Raw genomic sequence first — 14711 nt, 5'->3', positions numbered from 1 at the left:
AAGCCATGGACCATTTCGCCAACCGCAGCGGCAGCCTTCACGCCGAGGACGTGCCGCTCACCGCCATCGCCGAGGCGGTCGGCACCCCTGTCTACGTCTATTCGGTGGCGACGATGAAGCGTCACGCCGAGGTGATGCTCGATGCGGTCGCGGGCTGCGGATCGGGCGAGCCGCTCGTGGCCTATGCGGTCAAGGCCAATCCCAATGGCGCGGTGCTGCGGGTGCTGCAGGGCTGCGGGCTCGGGGCGGACGTGGTCTCGATCGGGGAATATCGCCGGGCGCGGGCGGCGGGCATCGCGCCCGAGCGGATCGTCTTCTCGGGCGTCGGCAAGACCGCCGAGGAAATGGCCGAGGCGCTGGCCGGCGGCGTGCTCCAGTTCAACGCGGAGAGCATCGAGGAAGCGCGGATGCTGTCGGCCATCGCCGACGCGCAGGGGAAGAGTGCGCCGATCGGCTTCCGGATCAATCCCGATGTCGAGGCGGGCACCCACGCCAAGATCACCACCGGCACCGCCGACAACAAGTTCGGCATCCCCGCCGCCGAGGCGCTTGGCGCCTATGCCGAGGCCGAGCGGCTGCCGGGCCTGAAGGTGCAGGGGATCACCGTCCACATCGGCAGCCAGCTTGTCAGCATCGCGCCGCTCGAGGCCGCGTTCCGGCGGCTCGGCGAGCTGATCGGCGCGCTTCGCGCCCAAGGGAGCGACATCCGCCTCGCCGACCTTGGCGGAGGCCTCGGTGTGCCCCACGGCGCCGACCAGCCCCAGCCCGCGCTTCCCGAAGCTTATGGCGCGATGGTCCGGCGGGTGACGGCCGACTGGAACTGCCGGCTGGTGTTCGAGCCCGGGCGGCTGATCGTCGGCAACGCCGGGGTGCTGCTGACCCGCGTGGTGCGGGTCAAGCCGGGCGCAAGCCATCCCTGGCTGATCGTCGATGCGGGGATGAACGACCTGATGCGCCCCGCGCTCTACGATGCCTGGCACGGGATCGAGGCGGTCACGCCCCGCGGCGCAAAAGCGACGGTCAACGTCGTGGGTCCCGTCTGCGAAAGCGGCGACACTTTCGCCATGGCCCGCGAGATGGACGCGGTCGAGGCGGGCGACCTCGTCCTCTTCCGCACCGCGGGCGCCTACGGAGCGACCATGGCCAATGGCTACAACAGCCGTCCGCTGACGCCCGAGGTGCTGGTCGACGGCGACCGGTGGGCGCTGGTCCGCAAGCGGATCGACCTCAGCGACTGCGCCGAGGTCGATCCCGACTGGCGTTAAAGCTTTTCGGTCAGTTCGGGGACCAGCTTGAACAGGTCGCCGACGAGGCCGACGTCGGCGATCTGGAAGATCGGCGCTTCCTCGTCCTTGTTGATCGCGACGATGACCTTCGAATCCTTCATCCCCGCAAGGTGCTGGATCGCACCCGAAATGCCGACCGCGACATAGAGCTCCGGCGCGACGATCTTGCCGGTCTGCCCGACCTGATAGTCGTTCGGCGCATAGCCCGCGTCGACCGCCGCGCGGCTGGCACCGACCGCGGCGCCGAGCTTGTCGGCGAGCGGATCGATCAGCGCGTGGAACTGGTCCGAGGAGCCGAGCGCACGACCGCCCGAGACGATGATCTTGGCGCTGGTCAGCTCGGGCCGCTCGGACTCGGACGCCTCGGCCGAGACGAACGTCGACACCGCGTTGGAAACAGCCGCGTCGACGCTTTCGACCGACGCCGAACCTGCGCCGCGCTCGGCCTTGGTGAAGGCGGTGCCGCGGACGGTGATCACCTTCTTGGCGTCTTTCGAGCGGACGGTGGCGATGGCGTTGCCGGCGTAGATCGGGCGCTGGAACGTGTCCGGACCCTCGACCGCGATGATGTCGCTGACCTGCGCGACGTCGAGCAAGGCGGCGACGCGCGGCGCGATGTTGCGACCGGTGGTGGTCGAGCTGGCGAGGAGGACGTCATAGCCCTCCATCAGCGTGTGGAGCATCGGAGCGACGCTTTCGGCAAGCTCGTGATCGAGGCCCGCGTCGGCGGCCACCAGCACCTTGGCCACACCGCCGATGCTCTTCGCATCGTCCGCCGCGCCCTGCGCATCCGAACCGATCAGCAACAGGTCGGTCTCGCCGCCCAGCTTGGCCGCGGCACCGAGTGTGGCGAGGGTCGAATCCTTGACCTTGCCGTGGGCGTGTTCGCCGAGAACCAGGATCTTCATGCGACAACTCCGAGAGACTTGAGCTTGGCAACCAGTTCGTCGACCGACCCGACCTTGGCGCCGCCCTGACGCTTGGCGGGTTCGACGACCTTGAGGGTCTCGAGCCGCGGCGCGGTGTCGACGCCGTAATCGGCGGGCGACTTGGTCGCCATCGGCTTGGCCTTGGCCTTCATGATGTTGGGCAGCGAGGGATAACGCGGATCGTTCAGGCGAAGGTCGGTGGTGACGATCGCCGGCAGCTTGATCGCCACGGTCTCGAGGCCGCCGTCGACTTCGCGCGTGACGTGCGCGCTGTCGCCATTGATCTCGACCTTCGAGGCGAAGGTGCCCTGGCCGTAGCCGGTGAGCGCGCCGAGCATCTGCCCGACCTGGCTCGAATCGTCGTCGATCGCCTGCTTGCCGAGGAGCACGACCTGCGGCTGCTCTTCCTCGACGATCTTGGCGAGGATCTTGGCGACGCCGAGCGGCTCGATCTCGTCGTCGGTCTGGACGAGGATGCCGCGGTCGGCGCCCATGGCGAGCGCGGTGCGGATCGTCTCCTGCGCCTTCTGCGGGCCGACCGAGACGACCACGATCTCGGTCGCGCCGGCCTTTTCTTTGAGTCGGATGGCTTCCTCGACGGCAATTTCGTCGAAGGGGTTCATGCTCATCTTGACGTTGGCGAGATCGACGCCGGTGCCGTCCATCTTCACCCGGGGCTTCACGTTATAATCGATCACGCGCTTGACCGCGACGAGTACCTTCATGTCCATCCCTTTTCGTCATGCCGGTCTGGAACCGACATCAACATGACTTCCTTCCTAAATGCGTGGGAAGGAAGATGGACCCCGGCTCAAGGCCGGGGTGACGTCATCCGCGGCTCAGGCCGCCTTCTTCACTTCCGCGACGATCTTCGCGGCCGCATCGCCGAGGTCGTTGGCGGCGACGATCGGCAGGCCGGAGTTCGCGAGGATGTCCTTGCCCTGCTGGACGTTGGTGCCCTCGAGACGAACCACCAGCGGGACCTTGAGGTCCACCTCGCGCGCGGCGGCGACGATGCCGTCGGCGATGATGTCGCACTTCATGATGCCGCCGAAGATGTTGACCAGGATTCCCTTCACGGCCGGATCGGCGAGGATGATCTTGAACGCCGCGGTGACCTTTTCCTTGTTGGCGCCGCCGCCGACGTCGAGGAAGTTGGCCGGGAAGGCGCCGTTCAGCTTGATGATGTCCATCGTCGCCATGGCGAGGCCCGCGCCGTTGACCATGCAGCCGATGTCGCCGTCGAGCTTGATGTAGGCGAGGTCGTACTTGGACGCCTCGACCTCCATCGGATCCTCTTCGGTCAGGTCGCGAAGCTCGGCGATGTCCTTGTGGCGGAACATGGCGTTGCCGTCGAAGCCGACCTTGGCATCGAGGACCATGAGCTGGCCGCCGTCGGTGACCGCGAGCGGGTTGATCTCGATCTGCTCGGCGTCGCTGCCGAGGAAAGCGGCGTAGAGGCCGGCGAGCACCTTGGCGGCCTGCTTGGCGAGATCGCCGGTGAGGCCGAGCGCGGCGGCCACGGCGCGGCCGTGGTGCGGCATCAGTCCGGTCGCGGGATCGATGGTGATGGTGTGGATCTTCTCGGGCGTGTCGTGCGCCACGGTCTCGATGTCCATGCCGCCCTCGGTCGAGGCGACCACCGCGATCCGGCCGGTCTCGCGATCGACGAGGAGCGCGAGATAATATTCCTTCGCGATGTCGACGCCGTCAGTGATGTAGAGGCGCTGGACCTGCTTGCCGTGCTCGCCGGTCTGGATGGTGACCAGCGTCTTGCCGAGCATTTCCTCGGCCGCCGCGCGGACTTCCTCGATCGACTTCGCAAGGCGGACGCCGCCCTTGGCGTCGGGGCCCAGCTCCTTGAACTTGCCCTTGCCGCGGCCGCCGGCGTGGATCTGCGCCTTGACGACCCACAGGGGTCCGGGGAGTCGCTTGGCGGCTTCGACCGCTTCCTCGACGCTCATGGCAGCATGGCCGGCGGGGACGGCGACGCCGTACTTCGCGAGCAATTCCTTGGCCTGATATTCGTGGATGTTCATGAATCTTCCCGGGAGATGAGGTTTGCCGGCCCTAAAGCATGACTCTTCGCCCAAGCCAAGTTAGGGAACGGGGCGTGAACGCGTCGCCGGCCGAGAAGATCATCGCGGATGCACCGCCTCCGGTGCGCAAGATCATTCACGTCGACATGGATGCGTTTTTCGCCAGCGTCGAGCAGCGCGACAACCCCGAGCTGCGCGGCAAGCCGGTCGCGGTGGGCGGCGGACATCGCGGGGTGGTCGCGGCGGCGAGCTACGAGGCGCGGGTATTCGGGGTGCGCTCGGCCATGCCGTCGGTCACCGCCAGGCGCAAATGCCCCGATCTCGTGTTCGTGAAGCCCCGGTTCGAGGCCTATCGCGCGGTCTCCACTCAGATTCGCGCGATCTTCGCCGACTACACCGACCATATCGAGCCCTTGAGCCTCGACGAGGCCTATCTCGACGTCAGCGAGGATCGCCACGGCCTGGGCTCGGCGCGGGCGATCGCCGAGGCGATCCGGCGGCGCATCCGCGAGGAAACCGGCCTCACTGCTTCGGCCGGCGTGTCCTATTGCAAGTTCATCGCCAAGCTTGCGAGCGATCAGAACAAGCCCGACGGATTGTGCGTCATCCGGCCCGAGCAGGCCCAGCGCTACATCGCCTCGCTGCCGGTCGGGCGCTTCCACGGGATCGGCCCCAAGACCGCCGAGCGGCTCGAGCGGATGGGGATCCTGACCGGCGCCGACCTCCAGCAATTGAGCCTCGACGAATTGAAAGGCCGGTTCGGTTCGTCGGGCGATTGGTACTGGCGGATCGCGCGCGGGCTCGACGAGCGGCCGGTCCGCAGCCACCGCATCGCCAAGTCGGTCAGCGCCGAACGCACCTTCGACCAGGATTATCGCTTGGCCGAGGACCTCCATGCCCAGCTCGAGCGGGTGGCGGGTCTCGCCTGGGACCGGATCGCGCGGCACCAGACGCAGGGGCGGACGGTGACCCTCAAGGTCAAGTACAGCGATTTCGAATTGATCAGCCGGGCCAGGAGCTTCGTCGATCCGGTCAGCGATCCCGCGACCTTCGCGGCGGCCGGGCACCTCCTTCTCGACCAGCTCCTGCCGGTGCCCAAGGGCGTCCGGCTGCTCGGGCTTGGCCTTTCCAACCTAATCGAGGTTAACGACGCGGTACCCCGCCAACTGGGGCTAGCGATTTGAATGCACTTGTGTTATAAGCTTGTGACAGAGGGGCCGTATCGCTGATCCAAGCGTGCGGCCTTGTTCGCAACCACTGTTTTAAGACAGGCACTGTCCGCACAGAGATGTCGATGGCCGCGGGGCGACTTGGGGGCGCCGTACCGAGCCATTATCCGCATCTCGCATCTGGAAAGGTGAAGAATGGCAGCGAAGGCCCTTAGCTTCGACGTTGGCGATTATGTGGTTTACCCCAAGCATGGTGTTGGTCGCGTAGTTGAATTGCAGAGCACTGAAATCGCGGGCACCAGCCTGCAGCTCTACGTTCTCCGTTTCGAAAAAGAGAAGATGACGCTCCGCGTGCCGGTCAACAAGGCCGACTCGGTGGGAATGCGCAAGCTCAGCAGCGACAAGACCATGCTGGCCGCGCTCGAGACCCTCAAGGGCAAGCCCAAGGTCAAGCGCACCATGTGGTCGCGCCGCGCCCAGGAATATGAAGCCAAGATCAACTCGGGCGACCTGTCGTCGATCGCCGAGGTGACCCGCGACCTGTTCCGTCCGGACGATGCCCCCGAGCAGAGCTATTCGGAGCGGCAGATCTTCGAGGCCGCCGCCTCGCGCCTGGCGCGCGAACTCGGTGCGATGGAGCAGACCGACGAGAAGTCGGCGCTGGCCAAGATCCACGAGATCCTTAACAAGGCCGCGGTCATCCACCAGAAGACCAAGGAAGTGGTCGAGGACTAAAATCCTCGCCATGACCGGCCGTGAAAGAGGCGCTGCCCGCGAGGGTGGCGCCTTTTTCGTTTGTGCCATTTCCGCTTCTTGTGTATTGGTTACATAATACAGCCAAGCACAGGGGAGTGCCCATGCGTTGCCATCACATCGCCATCGTCTCGACCGCCGCGCTCCTTGCCGGGGCCTGCTCGGTCGGGAGCGCCGAGGACGCCGGCCCGTCGGCCAGTCGCAGCTTCACGGTCGGGGACTTCGACGGGATCGCGGTGTCCGGACCGTTCGACGTCAATGTCGCGACGGGCAAGGCACCGTCGGTGTCGGTCCAGGGGCCGCAGAAGCTGGTCGACACCATGGAAGTGGTGGTCGAGAACGGCACGCTACGGATCCGAACCAAGCAGAAGACGATGCTGAGCTTCTTCAGCCGGGGGAGTGGCCATGCAACCGTCACCGTCAGCGCCCGGCAAATCAACGACGCCGCGATCGCGGGCTCGGGCGGGATCAACCTCGACCGCGTGTCGGGCGAGCGCTTCGCCGGCCAGATCTCGGGCAGCGGGGACCTCAGGGTCGGCGACGTGCAGGTCCGTGACGTGGCCATGAAGATCGCCGGCTCGGGCTCGGCGACCCTTGCCGGCAAGGCTGAGAATGCGACCTATTCGATCAGCGGCTCGGGCGACCTCGACGGCTCGAAGCTGGTCGCGACCAATGCCAGGGCCTCGATCGCGGGGAGCGGCGACCTCAAGGCGCAGGCGACCGGCACGGCGCAGGCGAGCATCGCGGGGTCGGGCGACATCGAGATCACCGGCGGCGCCAAGTGCCAGTCGAGCAAACAGGGCAGCGGCGACATCCGCTGCTCGTGAGCGGCCTTTGACCCGCCATTAACCATTCGGGGCGAGGATGCGGCATGACCCGCTTTCTCGCCCTCTTCCTCCTGGCCGCGACCACGCCGGTCGGCGCCGCCGGCCTCCCCCGCAATTTCTCGGTAACGAGCTTCGACCGGATCCGCGTCGAGGGACCCTATGCCGTCACGCTGGCGACCGGCCGCGCGCCCTCGGCACGCGCGGAGGGCAGCGCGGCCTCGCTCGACGCGATCGACCTTCGCGTCGAGGGGACCACCTTGATCCTTCGCCAGCGGAGCGGCAGCGGCTGGAGCGGATCGGCGACGCCGGTGTCGATCCGGCTTTCGACGCCGTCGCTGCGAACCGCCTTGCTGGTTGGCGCAGGCAGCCTCGCCATCGACCGGATGGACGGGCTTTCGGTCGACGTCGCCATGCAGGGGTCGGGCGTGCTCAGCGTCGGCAACGTCTCCGCCGACCGGATCAATGCATCGGCGCAAGGCAGCGGCGCGCTACGCCTCGCGGGCCGGGGCAAGGTCGGCAGCTATGTCGGCCGCGGCACCGCGGCGCTCCAGGCCGACCAGCTCGCCGTGGATGAAGTGACGCTCGCCGCCGACGGTGCGGGCGACGTCGCGCTGACCGCGAAAAGTCGCGCGACCCTCAACATCGCAGGGCCGGTGACGGTGAAGGTGCTCGGCAATCCCGCCTGCACGGTCCGCGCCAGCGGCTCGGTCGCGATCAGCGGCTGCAGGGACTCGCGCTAAAGCAGCGCCAGCGCGGCAAGCTTGGCATACATGGTCGGCGGGATGAGGCTCAGCCCGCTGTCGTCATTGTCGCCCGGATGCGGGGCATCCTCGGGCGCGAGATAGCGCCATCCCTGATGCGCGCGCTTGGGCACGGTCGGAATCGACAGCAACTCCTCGCTGCACACGATGTCGAGCCGCCCGTCGGGCCGGTCGTCGAAGCGGAGGATCTTCTGGCAGGCGACGAGCCGGTGCTGGACGATCCAGAACAACGCGCCCCCTTCGAGGATTTCGGCCATGCGCTTGGGTCGCATCCGCGTGACCACGCGCACCTCCCCGCCGCTGGCGCGGCTGGCGATTCGCTTTTCGAGCGCCGGAATGGTCCGGCACCCGACGGCGACTTTGGTGAGGTGAAGCGGCACGCGGCCGATATGCGGTGCGGGCCCCGCCGAAATCAAGCGCTTAGCCGTGAAGACCGACCGCCGCCGCAAGTCCGAGGAAGCTGAAGAAGCCCATGACGTCGGTCGCGGTGGTGACGAACACCGCGGAGGAGACGGCGGGGTCGATCCGGAGCCGCTCGAGCGTCACCGGCACCATGATCCCGACGATCCCGGCGACGAGATTGTTTATGATCATCGCCGCCGCGATCACCATTCCGAGCATCGGATTGTGGAACAGGAAGGCGACGCCGCAACCGATCAGCACGCCCAGCGACAGGCCGTTCGCCAGAGCGATCTTGAACTCGCGGCCGAACATCCGGACCGTGTTCGAGCTGGTCAGCTGGTTGGTCGCGAGCGCGCGGACGGTCACCGCCAGCGTCTGCGTGCCGGCATTGCCGCCCATGCCCGAGACGATCGGCATCAGTACCGCGAGCAGGGCGAAGGCCGCGATTTCGCTTTGGAAGAAACCGACGACGCTCGCCGCGAGGATCGCCGTGCCGAGATTGATCACCAGCCAGGTCAGCCGCCGCCGGATGGTCGGGGCGAGCGGCTCGTTGATGTCGCCATCGCCCGCGCCTGACAGCAGCAGCACGTCCTCGCCGGCTTCCTGCTGGATGATGTGGACGATGTCGTCGACGGTGATCATGCCGACCAGCCGGCCGCTCGGATCGACCACGGCGGCCGAAACAAGCGCATATTTCTGGAAGCGGAGCGCGACGTCTTCCTGGTCCATGCCGACCGGAATGAGCGTCTGCTCCTCGACCATGATGTCGGCGATCCGGGTCGCACGGGGCGAGCGCAGGATGGTCGAGAGCTTGCAGGTTCCGACCGGGTGGTGCGCGGGCGAGACCACGAACACTTCCCAGAAATCGTCCGCGAGGTCGGGCTCGGAGCGGAGATAGTCGATCACCTGGCCTACGTTCCAGTGCGTCGGGACCGCGATGAGGTCCCTCTGCATCAGGCGACCGGCGGTCTCCTCGGCGTAGGTGAGGGCTTCCTCGATCGCGGCCCGGTCGTCGGGCTCCATCGCGCGCAGGACGGCCCGCTGCTCGTCCTCCTCGAGATCCTCGATGATCGCGACCGCGTCGTCGGTATCGAGTTCACCCGCGAGCTCGGCGACGCGCTCGGGCGCCATTTCCGAGACGAGGATCTCGCGCACGTGCTCGTTGAGTTCGGCCAGCACCTCGGCGTCGACCAGCTCGGCCAGCGCGGCGACCAGTCCCTCGCGCTCGTCGGCGCGGGCAAGTTCGATGAGGTCGGCGACGTCGGCGGGGTGAAGCGGCTCGACCAGCGTGCGGGCAGTCTCGGCGTCGCCTTCGTGGACCGCGTCGAGGACCTCCGCGACGAAGTCCGGGCGGAGGCGATCCTCCGAATCCATGACGTCGCGCTCGGCTTCGTCGGCCGTGGGCTCGAGCAGTTCGTCATCGAGGGTGTTGCGCTCGCTCATGCTCCTGCCCTCCCTCGGCTTCGGTCGCGTGGGCGCCTCCTGTCATGCCGCCCCCGCTTTGTCACCCCTTGGGACAGGGTAGCGCTTCGCTGTTGCCGCGCCTAAGTGGCCGACAACCCACATTCTTGAAGGAGCCATCATGGCCGATCAGCCGCAGACCCTGACCCTGACCCTTTCGAGCGGCGGCGACGTCGTCATCAAGCTCCGTCCCGACCTCGCCCCCGGCCATGTCGAGCGGATCGCCGGCCTCGCCAAGGATGGATTCTACGACGGGGTGAAATTCCATCGCGTGATCCCGGGCTTCATGGCGCAGGGCGGCGATCCCACCGGCACCGGCATGGGCGGGAGCGAGCTTCCCGACCTCAAGGCCGAGTTCAACGCCGAGCCGCACGTCCGCGGCACCTGCTCGATGGCGCGCACCAACCAGCCGAACACCGCCAACAGCCAATTCTTCATCTGCTTCGACGACGCCCGCTTCCTCGACCGCCAGTATACGGTCTGGGGCAATGTCGAGAGCGGCATGGAATATGTCGACGCGCTGCCGGTCGGCGAGCCGCCGCGCGAGCCGGGCACCATCGTCAAGGCGACCGTCGCCTGATCTCGTTGAAGGAGGAGACGTCGATGACCAAGCCCATCGTCCTCATCACCGGTGCCTCGGCCGGTCTCGGCGTCGACTTCGCGCGGCAGATGTCCGCGCAAGGCTCGCGCGTCGTGCTGGTCGCGCGGCGCAAGGACCGGCTCGAGGCGCTGGCGGCCGAACTCGGCCAGGCCCGCGCGGTCGAGATGGATCTCGCCGAAGATGGCGCGGCCGAGCGGCTTCTCGCCGACATCGCGGCGCATGACGAGCATGTCGACTGCCTCGTCAACAATGCGGGCTTCGGGCTCCGCGGGCGAGTCGCCGAGCAGGAGTCCAAGCGCCTGCGGCAGATGATCGACCTCAATTGCGGGCTGCTGACCGAGCTTGCCCGCGCCGTCCTGCCCGGAATGATCGAGCGCGGGCGCGGCGGCATCCTCAACGTCGCTTCGACCGCCGCCTTCCAGCCGGGTCCCGGCATGGCGGTCTACTTCGCCACCAAGGCCTATGTGCTGAGCTTCACCGAGGCACTTCACGAGGAAGTGCGCGGGACCGGCGTTCACGTGACCGCGCTCTGCCCTGGCCCCACCAGCACCGAATTCGGCGCGGTGGCCGGGTTCGAGCCCGCCGCCGGCAGCACCTTCGACAAGCTTTCCGCGCAGTCGGGGTCCGTGGTCGCGGCCGGCCTCGCGGGATTGTCGGACAACAAGGCGATCGTCATTCCGGGCGCTGCCAACAAGGTCGGAGCCCAAGGCGCGCGCTTCCTGCCGCGCGCGGTCATCCGCCGCATCGCCGGCGTGCTCAAGTAGGTCCCTCTTTATTTACCCGTGGCCTCGCCCACATTGAACCGACTGGCGCGCCTCGTGTTGGGCCGCTTCAAGGAGCAATGAATGGCCGATACCGAGACCGACACCCGACGCCTGCAGGTGGCGAACCTGCCCCCGGCCGACAGCGGCCGCGGCCTTGCACGGGTCCCCGCGTCGATCATGAATGCGCTGGGACTGTCGGACGGCGACGTGATCGAAATCGTCGGCAAGCGCTCGACCCCGGCCCGCGCGATCCGCCCCTATGGCGATGACGAGGGCCTCGACATCATCCGCCTCGACGGTCTTCAGCGCGCCAATGCCGGCGTCGGCTCGGGCGATTTCGTCGAGGTCAATCGGGCGGTTTCCCGGCCGGCGACCCGCGTGGTCTTCGCGCCGGCCCAGAACAATGTCCGGCTGCAGGGCTCGTCCGAAGCGCTGAAACGCAGCTTCGCCGAGCGCCCGCTGACCGCCGGCGACACGGTCGCGACCGCGGGTCACCAGCGGGTCAATGCCGACATGCCCGAGCATGTCCGTCAGCTACTCAACGCGCCGGCCTTCGCCATGCAGGAAGTTCGCCTCGCCGTGGTCTCGACCGCGCCGCGGGGTATCGTCCACATCGATCGCGACACGGTGGTCGAGCTCCTCCCCGAATATACCGAGCAGCATGGCGAGCGCCGCGCCGACGTCACCTATGACGACCTCGGCGGCATGCGCGACACGATCGACGCGCTGCGCGAGATGGTCGAGCTCCCGCTGCGCCATCCCGAGCTGTTTCAGCGCCTCGGTGTCGATCCGCCCAAGGGCGTGCTGCTCCATGGCCCGCCCGGCACCGGCAAGACCCGGCTCGCGCGCGCCGTCGCCAACGAGAGCGACGCGCAATTCTTCCACATCGCAGGGCCCGAGATCATGGGCTCGGCCTATGGCGAATCGGAAAAGCGCCTGCGCGAGATCTTCGAGGAAGCGAGCCAGGCCGCGCCCTCGATCATCTTCATCGACGAGATCGATTCGATCGCGCCCAAGCGCGACCAGGTGTCGGGCGAGGCCGAGAAGCGCCTCGTCGCGCAGCTCCTGACGCTCATGGACGGGCTTGAGCCGCGTCAGAATCTCGTCGTCATCGCCGCGACCAACCGGCCCGAAGCGATCGACGAAGCGCTTCGCCGCCCGGGCCGGTTCGACCGCGAGATCGTGGTCGGCGTTCCCGATGAATCGGGCCGCCGCGAAATCCTCGGGATCCACACCCGCGGCATGCCGCTGGCCGACGGCGTCGATCTCGACGACCTGGCGCGCCGGACCTACGGCTTCGTCGGCGCCGACCTCGGCGCCCTGACCCGCGAGGCCGCGCTCGAGGCGGTCCGCCGGATCATGCCTGAGATCAATCTCGCCGACGGGACCATCCCGACCGAGATTCTCGACCGCCTGAGCGTGCTCGCATCCGACTTCGACAATGCCCTGAAGCGCGTCCAGCCATCGGCGATGCGCGAAGTCATGGTCCAGGTCCCGACCATCGGCTGGGACGATGTCGGCGGGCTCGACGCGGCCGCGGCCAAGCTCAAGGAAGGCGTCGAGCTTCCCCTGAAGCATCCCGAGGCCTTCAAGCGGCTCGGCATCCGTCCGGCCAAGGGCTTCCTGCTCTATGGTCCCCCGGGCACGGGCAAGACCCTGCTCGCCAAGGCCGCCGCGCGCGAGAGCCAGGCCAATTTCATCTCGATCAAGAGCTCGGACCTCCTTTCCAAATGGTATGGCGAGAGCGAGCAACAGATCGCCCGCCTGTTCGCCCGCGCCCGCCAGGTCGCGCCGACGGTGATCTTCATCGACGAACTCGACAGCCTCGTGCCCGCGCGCGGCGGCGGGTTCGGCGAGCCGCAGGTGACCGAGCGGGTGGTCAACACCATCCTCGCAGAGATGGACGGGCTCGAGGAACTGCAGAGCGTGGTGCTGATCGGCGCGACCAACCGGCCGAACCTGATCGATCCCGCGCTGCTCCGCCCGGGCCGCCTCGACGAACTGGTCTATGTCGGCCCGCCCGATGTCGCCGGCCGGCGCCGCATCCTCGCGATCCACGCCAAGTCGATGCCGCTCGCCAAGGACGTCGATCTCGAGACGCTCGCGCGGCGGACCGAGCGGTTCACGGGCGCCGACCTCGAGGACCTGACGCGCCGCGCAGGCCTCACCGCGCTTCGCCGCGACCTTCACGGCGGCGAGGTGACCATGGCCGATTTCGAGCTCGCGCTCACCGACACGCGGGCGTCGGTCACGCCCGAGATGCTCGCCGAATATGAGCGGATCCAGGACACGCTGAAGAGCGATGCCGTGCGGCCCGACCGCGGCGGGATCGGCTTCATCAGCCCGGGGATGCTCACGCCGCGCGAGGGCGGCAAGCCATCCTAGGCTAGCCGCCGTCCCCACCAGGCGAGGCCCAGCACCACCGCGACGGCAATGCCGAATGGGAGGTGCGGGTCGGCCGCGTAAAGCGCCATGCCGAGCCCGGGGGCGGCGACATAGCTGATGCCATTGGCCGAGGTGATCACCCCGGCCACCCCGCCCTGCTCGGCGAGCGGAACGGCGAGGCTCGCGCCGGCGGTGAAGCCTGGGCGGGTGAACCCGAAACCGATCGAGGCCAGCCCGAATCCGAGGACAAGGCCGTAAAGGTCGTTCGCCACGGCGGTGATTCCGAGCCCGACCGCGGCGATCAGCGAACCCCAGACGATCAGCGCGCGGGGCGAGAGGTTGAGCTTCGGGATGAGCCCCCATTGCGCGGCGAGCGTGCCCCCGGCGCCGGCCATCATGACGATGGCGATCGGCTGCTCGGCGCCGAGTGGCGCGAGCTTCAGCGTGTCGATGATGAAGAAGCCGAGGCAGGTCAGCGTCGCGGCCTGCGCATGGCCCGCGACGATTCCCGCGACGATCCAGTCGCGGATCCGCGGGTCGCGCCACGACAGGCGCTTCTGGCGGGTCGGGGCGGTCGCCGCGCGGACGCTGGCGCCGGTGATCATCGAGGCGAGGCTCGGATAGCTCATCGCCGCGCCGCGTCCGCGCCCGAGCCGTCCGCGGTCGTCGGGGAGCCCGATCTGGATCGCGACGAAGACACCGAGCGCGATGAGGGCGAAGGCGAACAACGGCCCCGGAAGCCCGATAAACGGCAGCACGAAGAGAGGAGCAAGCGCCGGGCCGACGATGGTCCCGAGCCCGAAGGACGAGGACAGGGCCGACAACTGGCTGGTGCGCGCGCTTCGCCGGGTGCGCGAGGCGAGATAGGCCTGTGTCGCGCTGGGGGTCGCGCAGCCGAGCGCACCGTAGATCGCGCGGAACAGGCCGAAGAGGACGAAGGTCAGGAGCGGCCCGATCCAGCCCTTGAGCCCCGCGATCAGCGCGAAGCCGCAGAGCGTCATCGAGACGATGAAGCCGCCGAGCCCGAGCAGGGTCAGCGCCTTGCGGCCATGGGTGTCGCTCCGCTCGGCCCACAAGGGCGCGAGCCACACCCACAAGACCGCGCTCCAGGTGTAAGCGATGGCGACCCAGAAATCGGCAACCCCGATCGCGCGGCCGATCGCGGGCATGACCGACTGGAGCGCGGTATTGCCCGCTGCGGCCACCAGCATCGCCGAGAAGAGCAGCACGAAGTGGGTCGTGGTGAGCGCCGATCCGCCCACTTTCCGTCGCTTCGCCGATCCTTCCGCCATGCGCCAAGCTCCTAGCGCCTCACCGGAACTTGCCAAGGCGGC

At 67.9% G+C, this 14711-nt stretch carries 14 protein-coding genes; 8 read left to right on the top strand and 6 right to left on the bottom strand.

Features of this window, described 5'->3' with window-relative positions:
• Nucleotides 1-5: 5 nt before the first annotated feature.
• Nucleotides 6-1265 (top strand): diaminopimelate decarboxylase, encoded by a 1260-nt coding sequence (lysA, locus tag ABD693_RS04965; protein WP_344695915.1) that lies wholly within the window; start codon nucleotides 6-8, stop codon nucleotides 1263-1265.
• Here lysA and ABD693_RS04960 read toward each other — a convergent pair.
• The 3 genes from ABD693_RS04960 to sucC form a co-directional block, all read right to left on the bottom strand.
• Entirely contained in the window at nucleotides 1262-2194 is a 933-nt protein-coding gene (locus tag ABD693_RS04960) for an electron transfer flavoprotein subunit alpha/FixB family protein (RefSeq protein ID WP_344695914.1), read from the bottom strand. The genes lysA and ABD693_RS04960 overlap by 4 nt on opposite strands.
• Nucleotides 2191-2940, bottom strand: coding sequence for an electron transfer flavoprotein subunit beta/FixA family protein (locus ABD693_RS04955; protein ID WP_344697573.1), 750 nt, complete (start codon nucleotides 2938-2940; stop codon nucleotides 2191-2193). Before ABD693_RS04955 ends, ABD693_RS04960 begins: the two co-directional genes overlap by 4 nt.
• Before the next feature lie 114 nt (nucleotides 2941-3054).
• The gene (gene sucC / locus ABD693_RS04950) at nucleotides 3055-4254 is read right to left on the bottom strand and encodes an ADP-forming succinate--CoA ligase subunit beta (protein ID WP_344695913.1); all 1200 of its coding nucleotides are present in this window, start codon (nucleotides 4252-4254) and stop codon (nucleotides 3055-3057) included.
• Between the two features lie 74 nt (nucleotides 4255-4328).
• On the opposite strand from sucC, the gene dinB reads away from it, so the two are divergent.
• The 4 genes from dinB to ABD693_RS04930 all read left to right on the top strand — a co-directional run bounded on the left by dinB (nucleotide 4329) and on the right by ABD693_RS04930 (nucleotide 7743).
• On the top strand, nucleotides 4329-5438 hold the full coding sequence (dinB, locus tag ABD693_RS04945; protein ID WP_425567250.1) for a DNA polymerase IV: 1110 nt from the start codon (nucleotides 4329-4331) through the stop codon (nucleotides 5436-5438).
• 180 nt (nucleotides 5439-5618) lie between these two features.
• Complete coding sequence (locus ABD693_RS04940; RefSeq protein ID WP_344695912.1) at nucleotides 5619-6158, top strand: CarD family transcriptional regulator; 540 nt, start codon at nucleotides 5619-5621, stop codon at nucleotides 6156-6158.
• A 122-nt stretch (nucleotides 6159-6280) separates the two neighbouring features.
• Nucleotides 6281-7003: a head GIN domain-containing protein gene (locus tag ABD693_RS04935; protein ID WP_344695911.1), complete on the top strand. Its 723-nt coding sequence runs from the start codon at nucleotides 6281-6283 to the stop codon at nucleotides 7001-7003.
• A gap of 44 nt (nucleotides 7004-7047) precedes the next feature.
• Nucleotides 7048-7743: a GIN domain-containing protein gene (locus ABD693_RS04930; protein WP_344695910.1), complete on the top strand. Its 696-nt coding sequence runs from the start codon at nucleotides 7048-7050 to the stop codon at nucleotides 7741-7743.
• On the opposite strand, the gene ABD693_RS04925 is transcribed toward ABD693_RS04930, so the two are convergent.
• Complete coding sequence (locus tag ABD693_RS04925) at nucleotides 7740-8144, bottom strand: DUF1489 family protein (RefSeq protein WP_344695909.1); 405 nt, start codon at nucleotides 8142-8144, stop codon at nucleotides 7740-7742. The two genes, ABD693_RS04930 and ABD693_RS04925, sit on opposite strands and share 4 nt — an antisense overlap.
• Nucleotides 8145-8184: 40 nt before the next feature.
• The gene (mgtE, locus tag ABD693_RS04920; RefSeq protein WP_344695908.1) at nucleotides 8185-9609 is read right to left on the bottom strand and encodes a magnesium transporter; all 1425 of its coding nucleotides are present in this window, start codon (nucleotides 9607-9609) and stop codon (nucleotides 8185-8187) included.
• Nucleotides 9610-9748: 139 nt separating this feature from the next.
• Here mgtE and ABD693_RS04915 point away from each other — a divergent pair, with 139 nt between their 5' ends.
• From ABD693_RS04915 to ABD693_RS04905, 3 genes are all read left to right on the top strand, one after another.
• Entirely contained in the window at nucleotides 9749-10207 is a 459-nt protein-coding gene (locus ABD693_RS04915; RefSeq protein WP_344695907.1) for a peptidylprolyl isomerase, read from the top strand.
• A 23-nt stretch (nucleotides 10208-10230) separates the two neighbouring features.
• On the top strand, nucleotides 10231-10992 hold the full coding sequence (locus ABD693_RS04910; protein WP_344695906.1) for an SDR family NAD(P)-dependent oxidoreductase: 762 nt from the start codon (nucleotides 10231-10233) through the stop codon (nucleotides 10990-10992).
• A gap of 81 nt (nucleotides 10993-11073) precedes the next feature.
• A complete protein-coding gene (locus ABD693_RS04905; protein WP_344695905.1) occupies nucleotides 11074-13377 on the top strand; it encodes a CDC48 family AAA ATPase in 2304 nt (767 codons plus the stop codon).
• Here ABD693_RS04905 and ABD693_RS04900 read toward each other — a convergent pair.
• Nucleotides 13374-14669 carry an MFS transporter gene (locus ABD693_RS04900; protein WP_344695904.1) on the bottom strand — a complete coding sequence of 432 codons (1296 nt, stop codon included), beginning with the start codon at nucleotides 14667-14669 and terminating at the stop codon, nucleotides 13374-13376. The genes ABD693_RS04905 and ABD693_RS04900 overlap by 4 nt on opposite strands.
• Nucleotides 14670-14711 lie beyond the last annotated feature (42 nt).

The organism is Sphingomonas rosea (assembly GCF_039538065.1).
Classification (GTDB): Bacteria; Pseudomonadota; Alphaproteobacteria; order Sphingomonadales; family Sphingomonadaceae; genus Sphingomicrobium; species Sphingomicrobium rosea.
This window is presented reverse-complemented; position numbering and strand designations above follow the sequence as displayed.

Bases quoted from the DNA above. Each gene is read 5' to 3' on its own strand.
- mgtE (WP_344695908.1), bottom strand. From the start codon at position 9,609: ATGAGCGAGCGCAACACCCTCGATGACGAACTGCTCGAGCCCACGGCC.
- ABD693_RS04930 (WP_344695910.1), top strand. From the start codon at position 7,048: ATGACCCGCTTTCTCGCCCTCTTCCTCCTGGCCGCGACCACGCCGGTC.
- sucC (WP_344695913.1), bottom strand. From the start codon at position 4,254: ATGAACATCCACGAATATCAGGCCAAGGAATTGCTCGCGAAGTACGGC.
- ABD693_RS04900 (WP_344695904.1), bottom strand. From the start codon at position 14,669: ATGGCGGAAGGATCGGCGAAGCGACGGAAAGTGGGCGGATCGGCGCTC.
- ABD693_RS04960 (WP_344695914.1), bottom strand. From the start codon at position 2,194: ATGAAGATCCTGGTTCTCGGCGAACACGCCCACGGCAAGGTCAAGGAT.
- ABD693_RS04955 (WP_344697573.1), bottom strand. From the start codon at position 2,940: ATGAAGGTACTCGTCGCGGTCAAGCGCGTGATCGATTATAACGTGAAG.
- ABD693_RS04910 (WP_344695906.1), top strand. From the start codon at position 10,231: ATGACCAAGCCCATCGTCCTCATCACCGGTGCCTCGGCCGGTCTCGGC.
- ABD693_RS04915 (WP_344695907.1), top strand. From the start codon at position 9,749: ATGGCCGATCAGCCGCAGACCCTGACCCTGACCCTTTCGAGCGGCGGC.
- ABD693_RS04905 (WP_344695905.1), top strand. From the start codon at position 11,074: ATGGCCGATACCGAGACCGACACCCGACGCCTGCAGGTGGCGAACCTG.
- lysA (WP_344695915.1), top strand. From the start codon at position 6: ATGGACCATTTCGCCAACCGCAGCGGCAGCCTTCACGCCGAGGACGTG.
- ABD693_RS04935 (WP_344695911.1), top strand. From the start codon at position 6,281: ATGCGTTGCCATCACATCGCCATCGTCTCGACCGCCGCGCTCCTTGCC.
- ABD693_RS04940 (WP_344695912.1), top strand. From the start codon at position 5,619: ATGGCAGCGAAGGCCCTTAGCTTCGACGTTGGCGATTATGTGGTTTAC.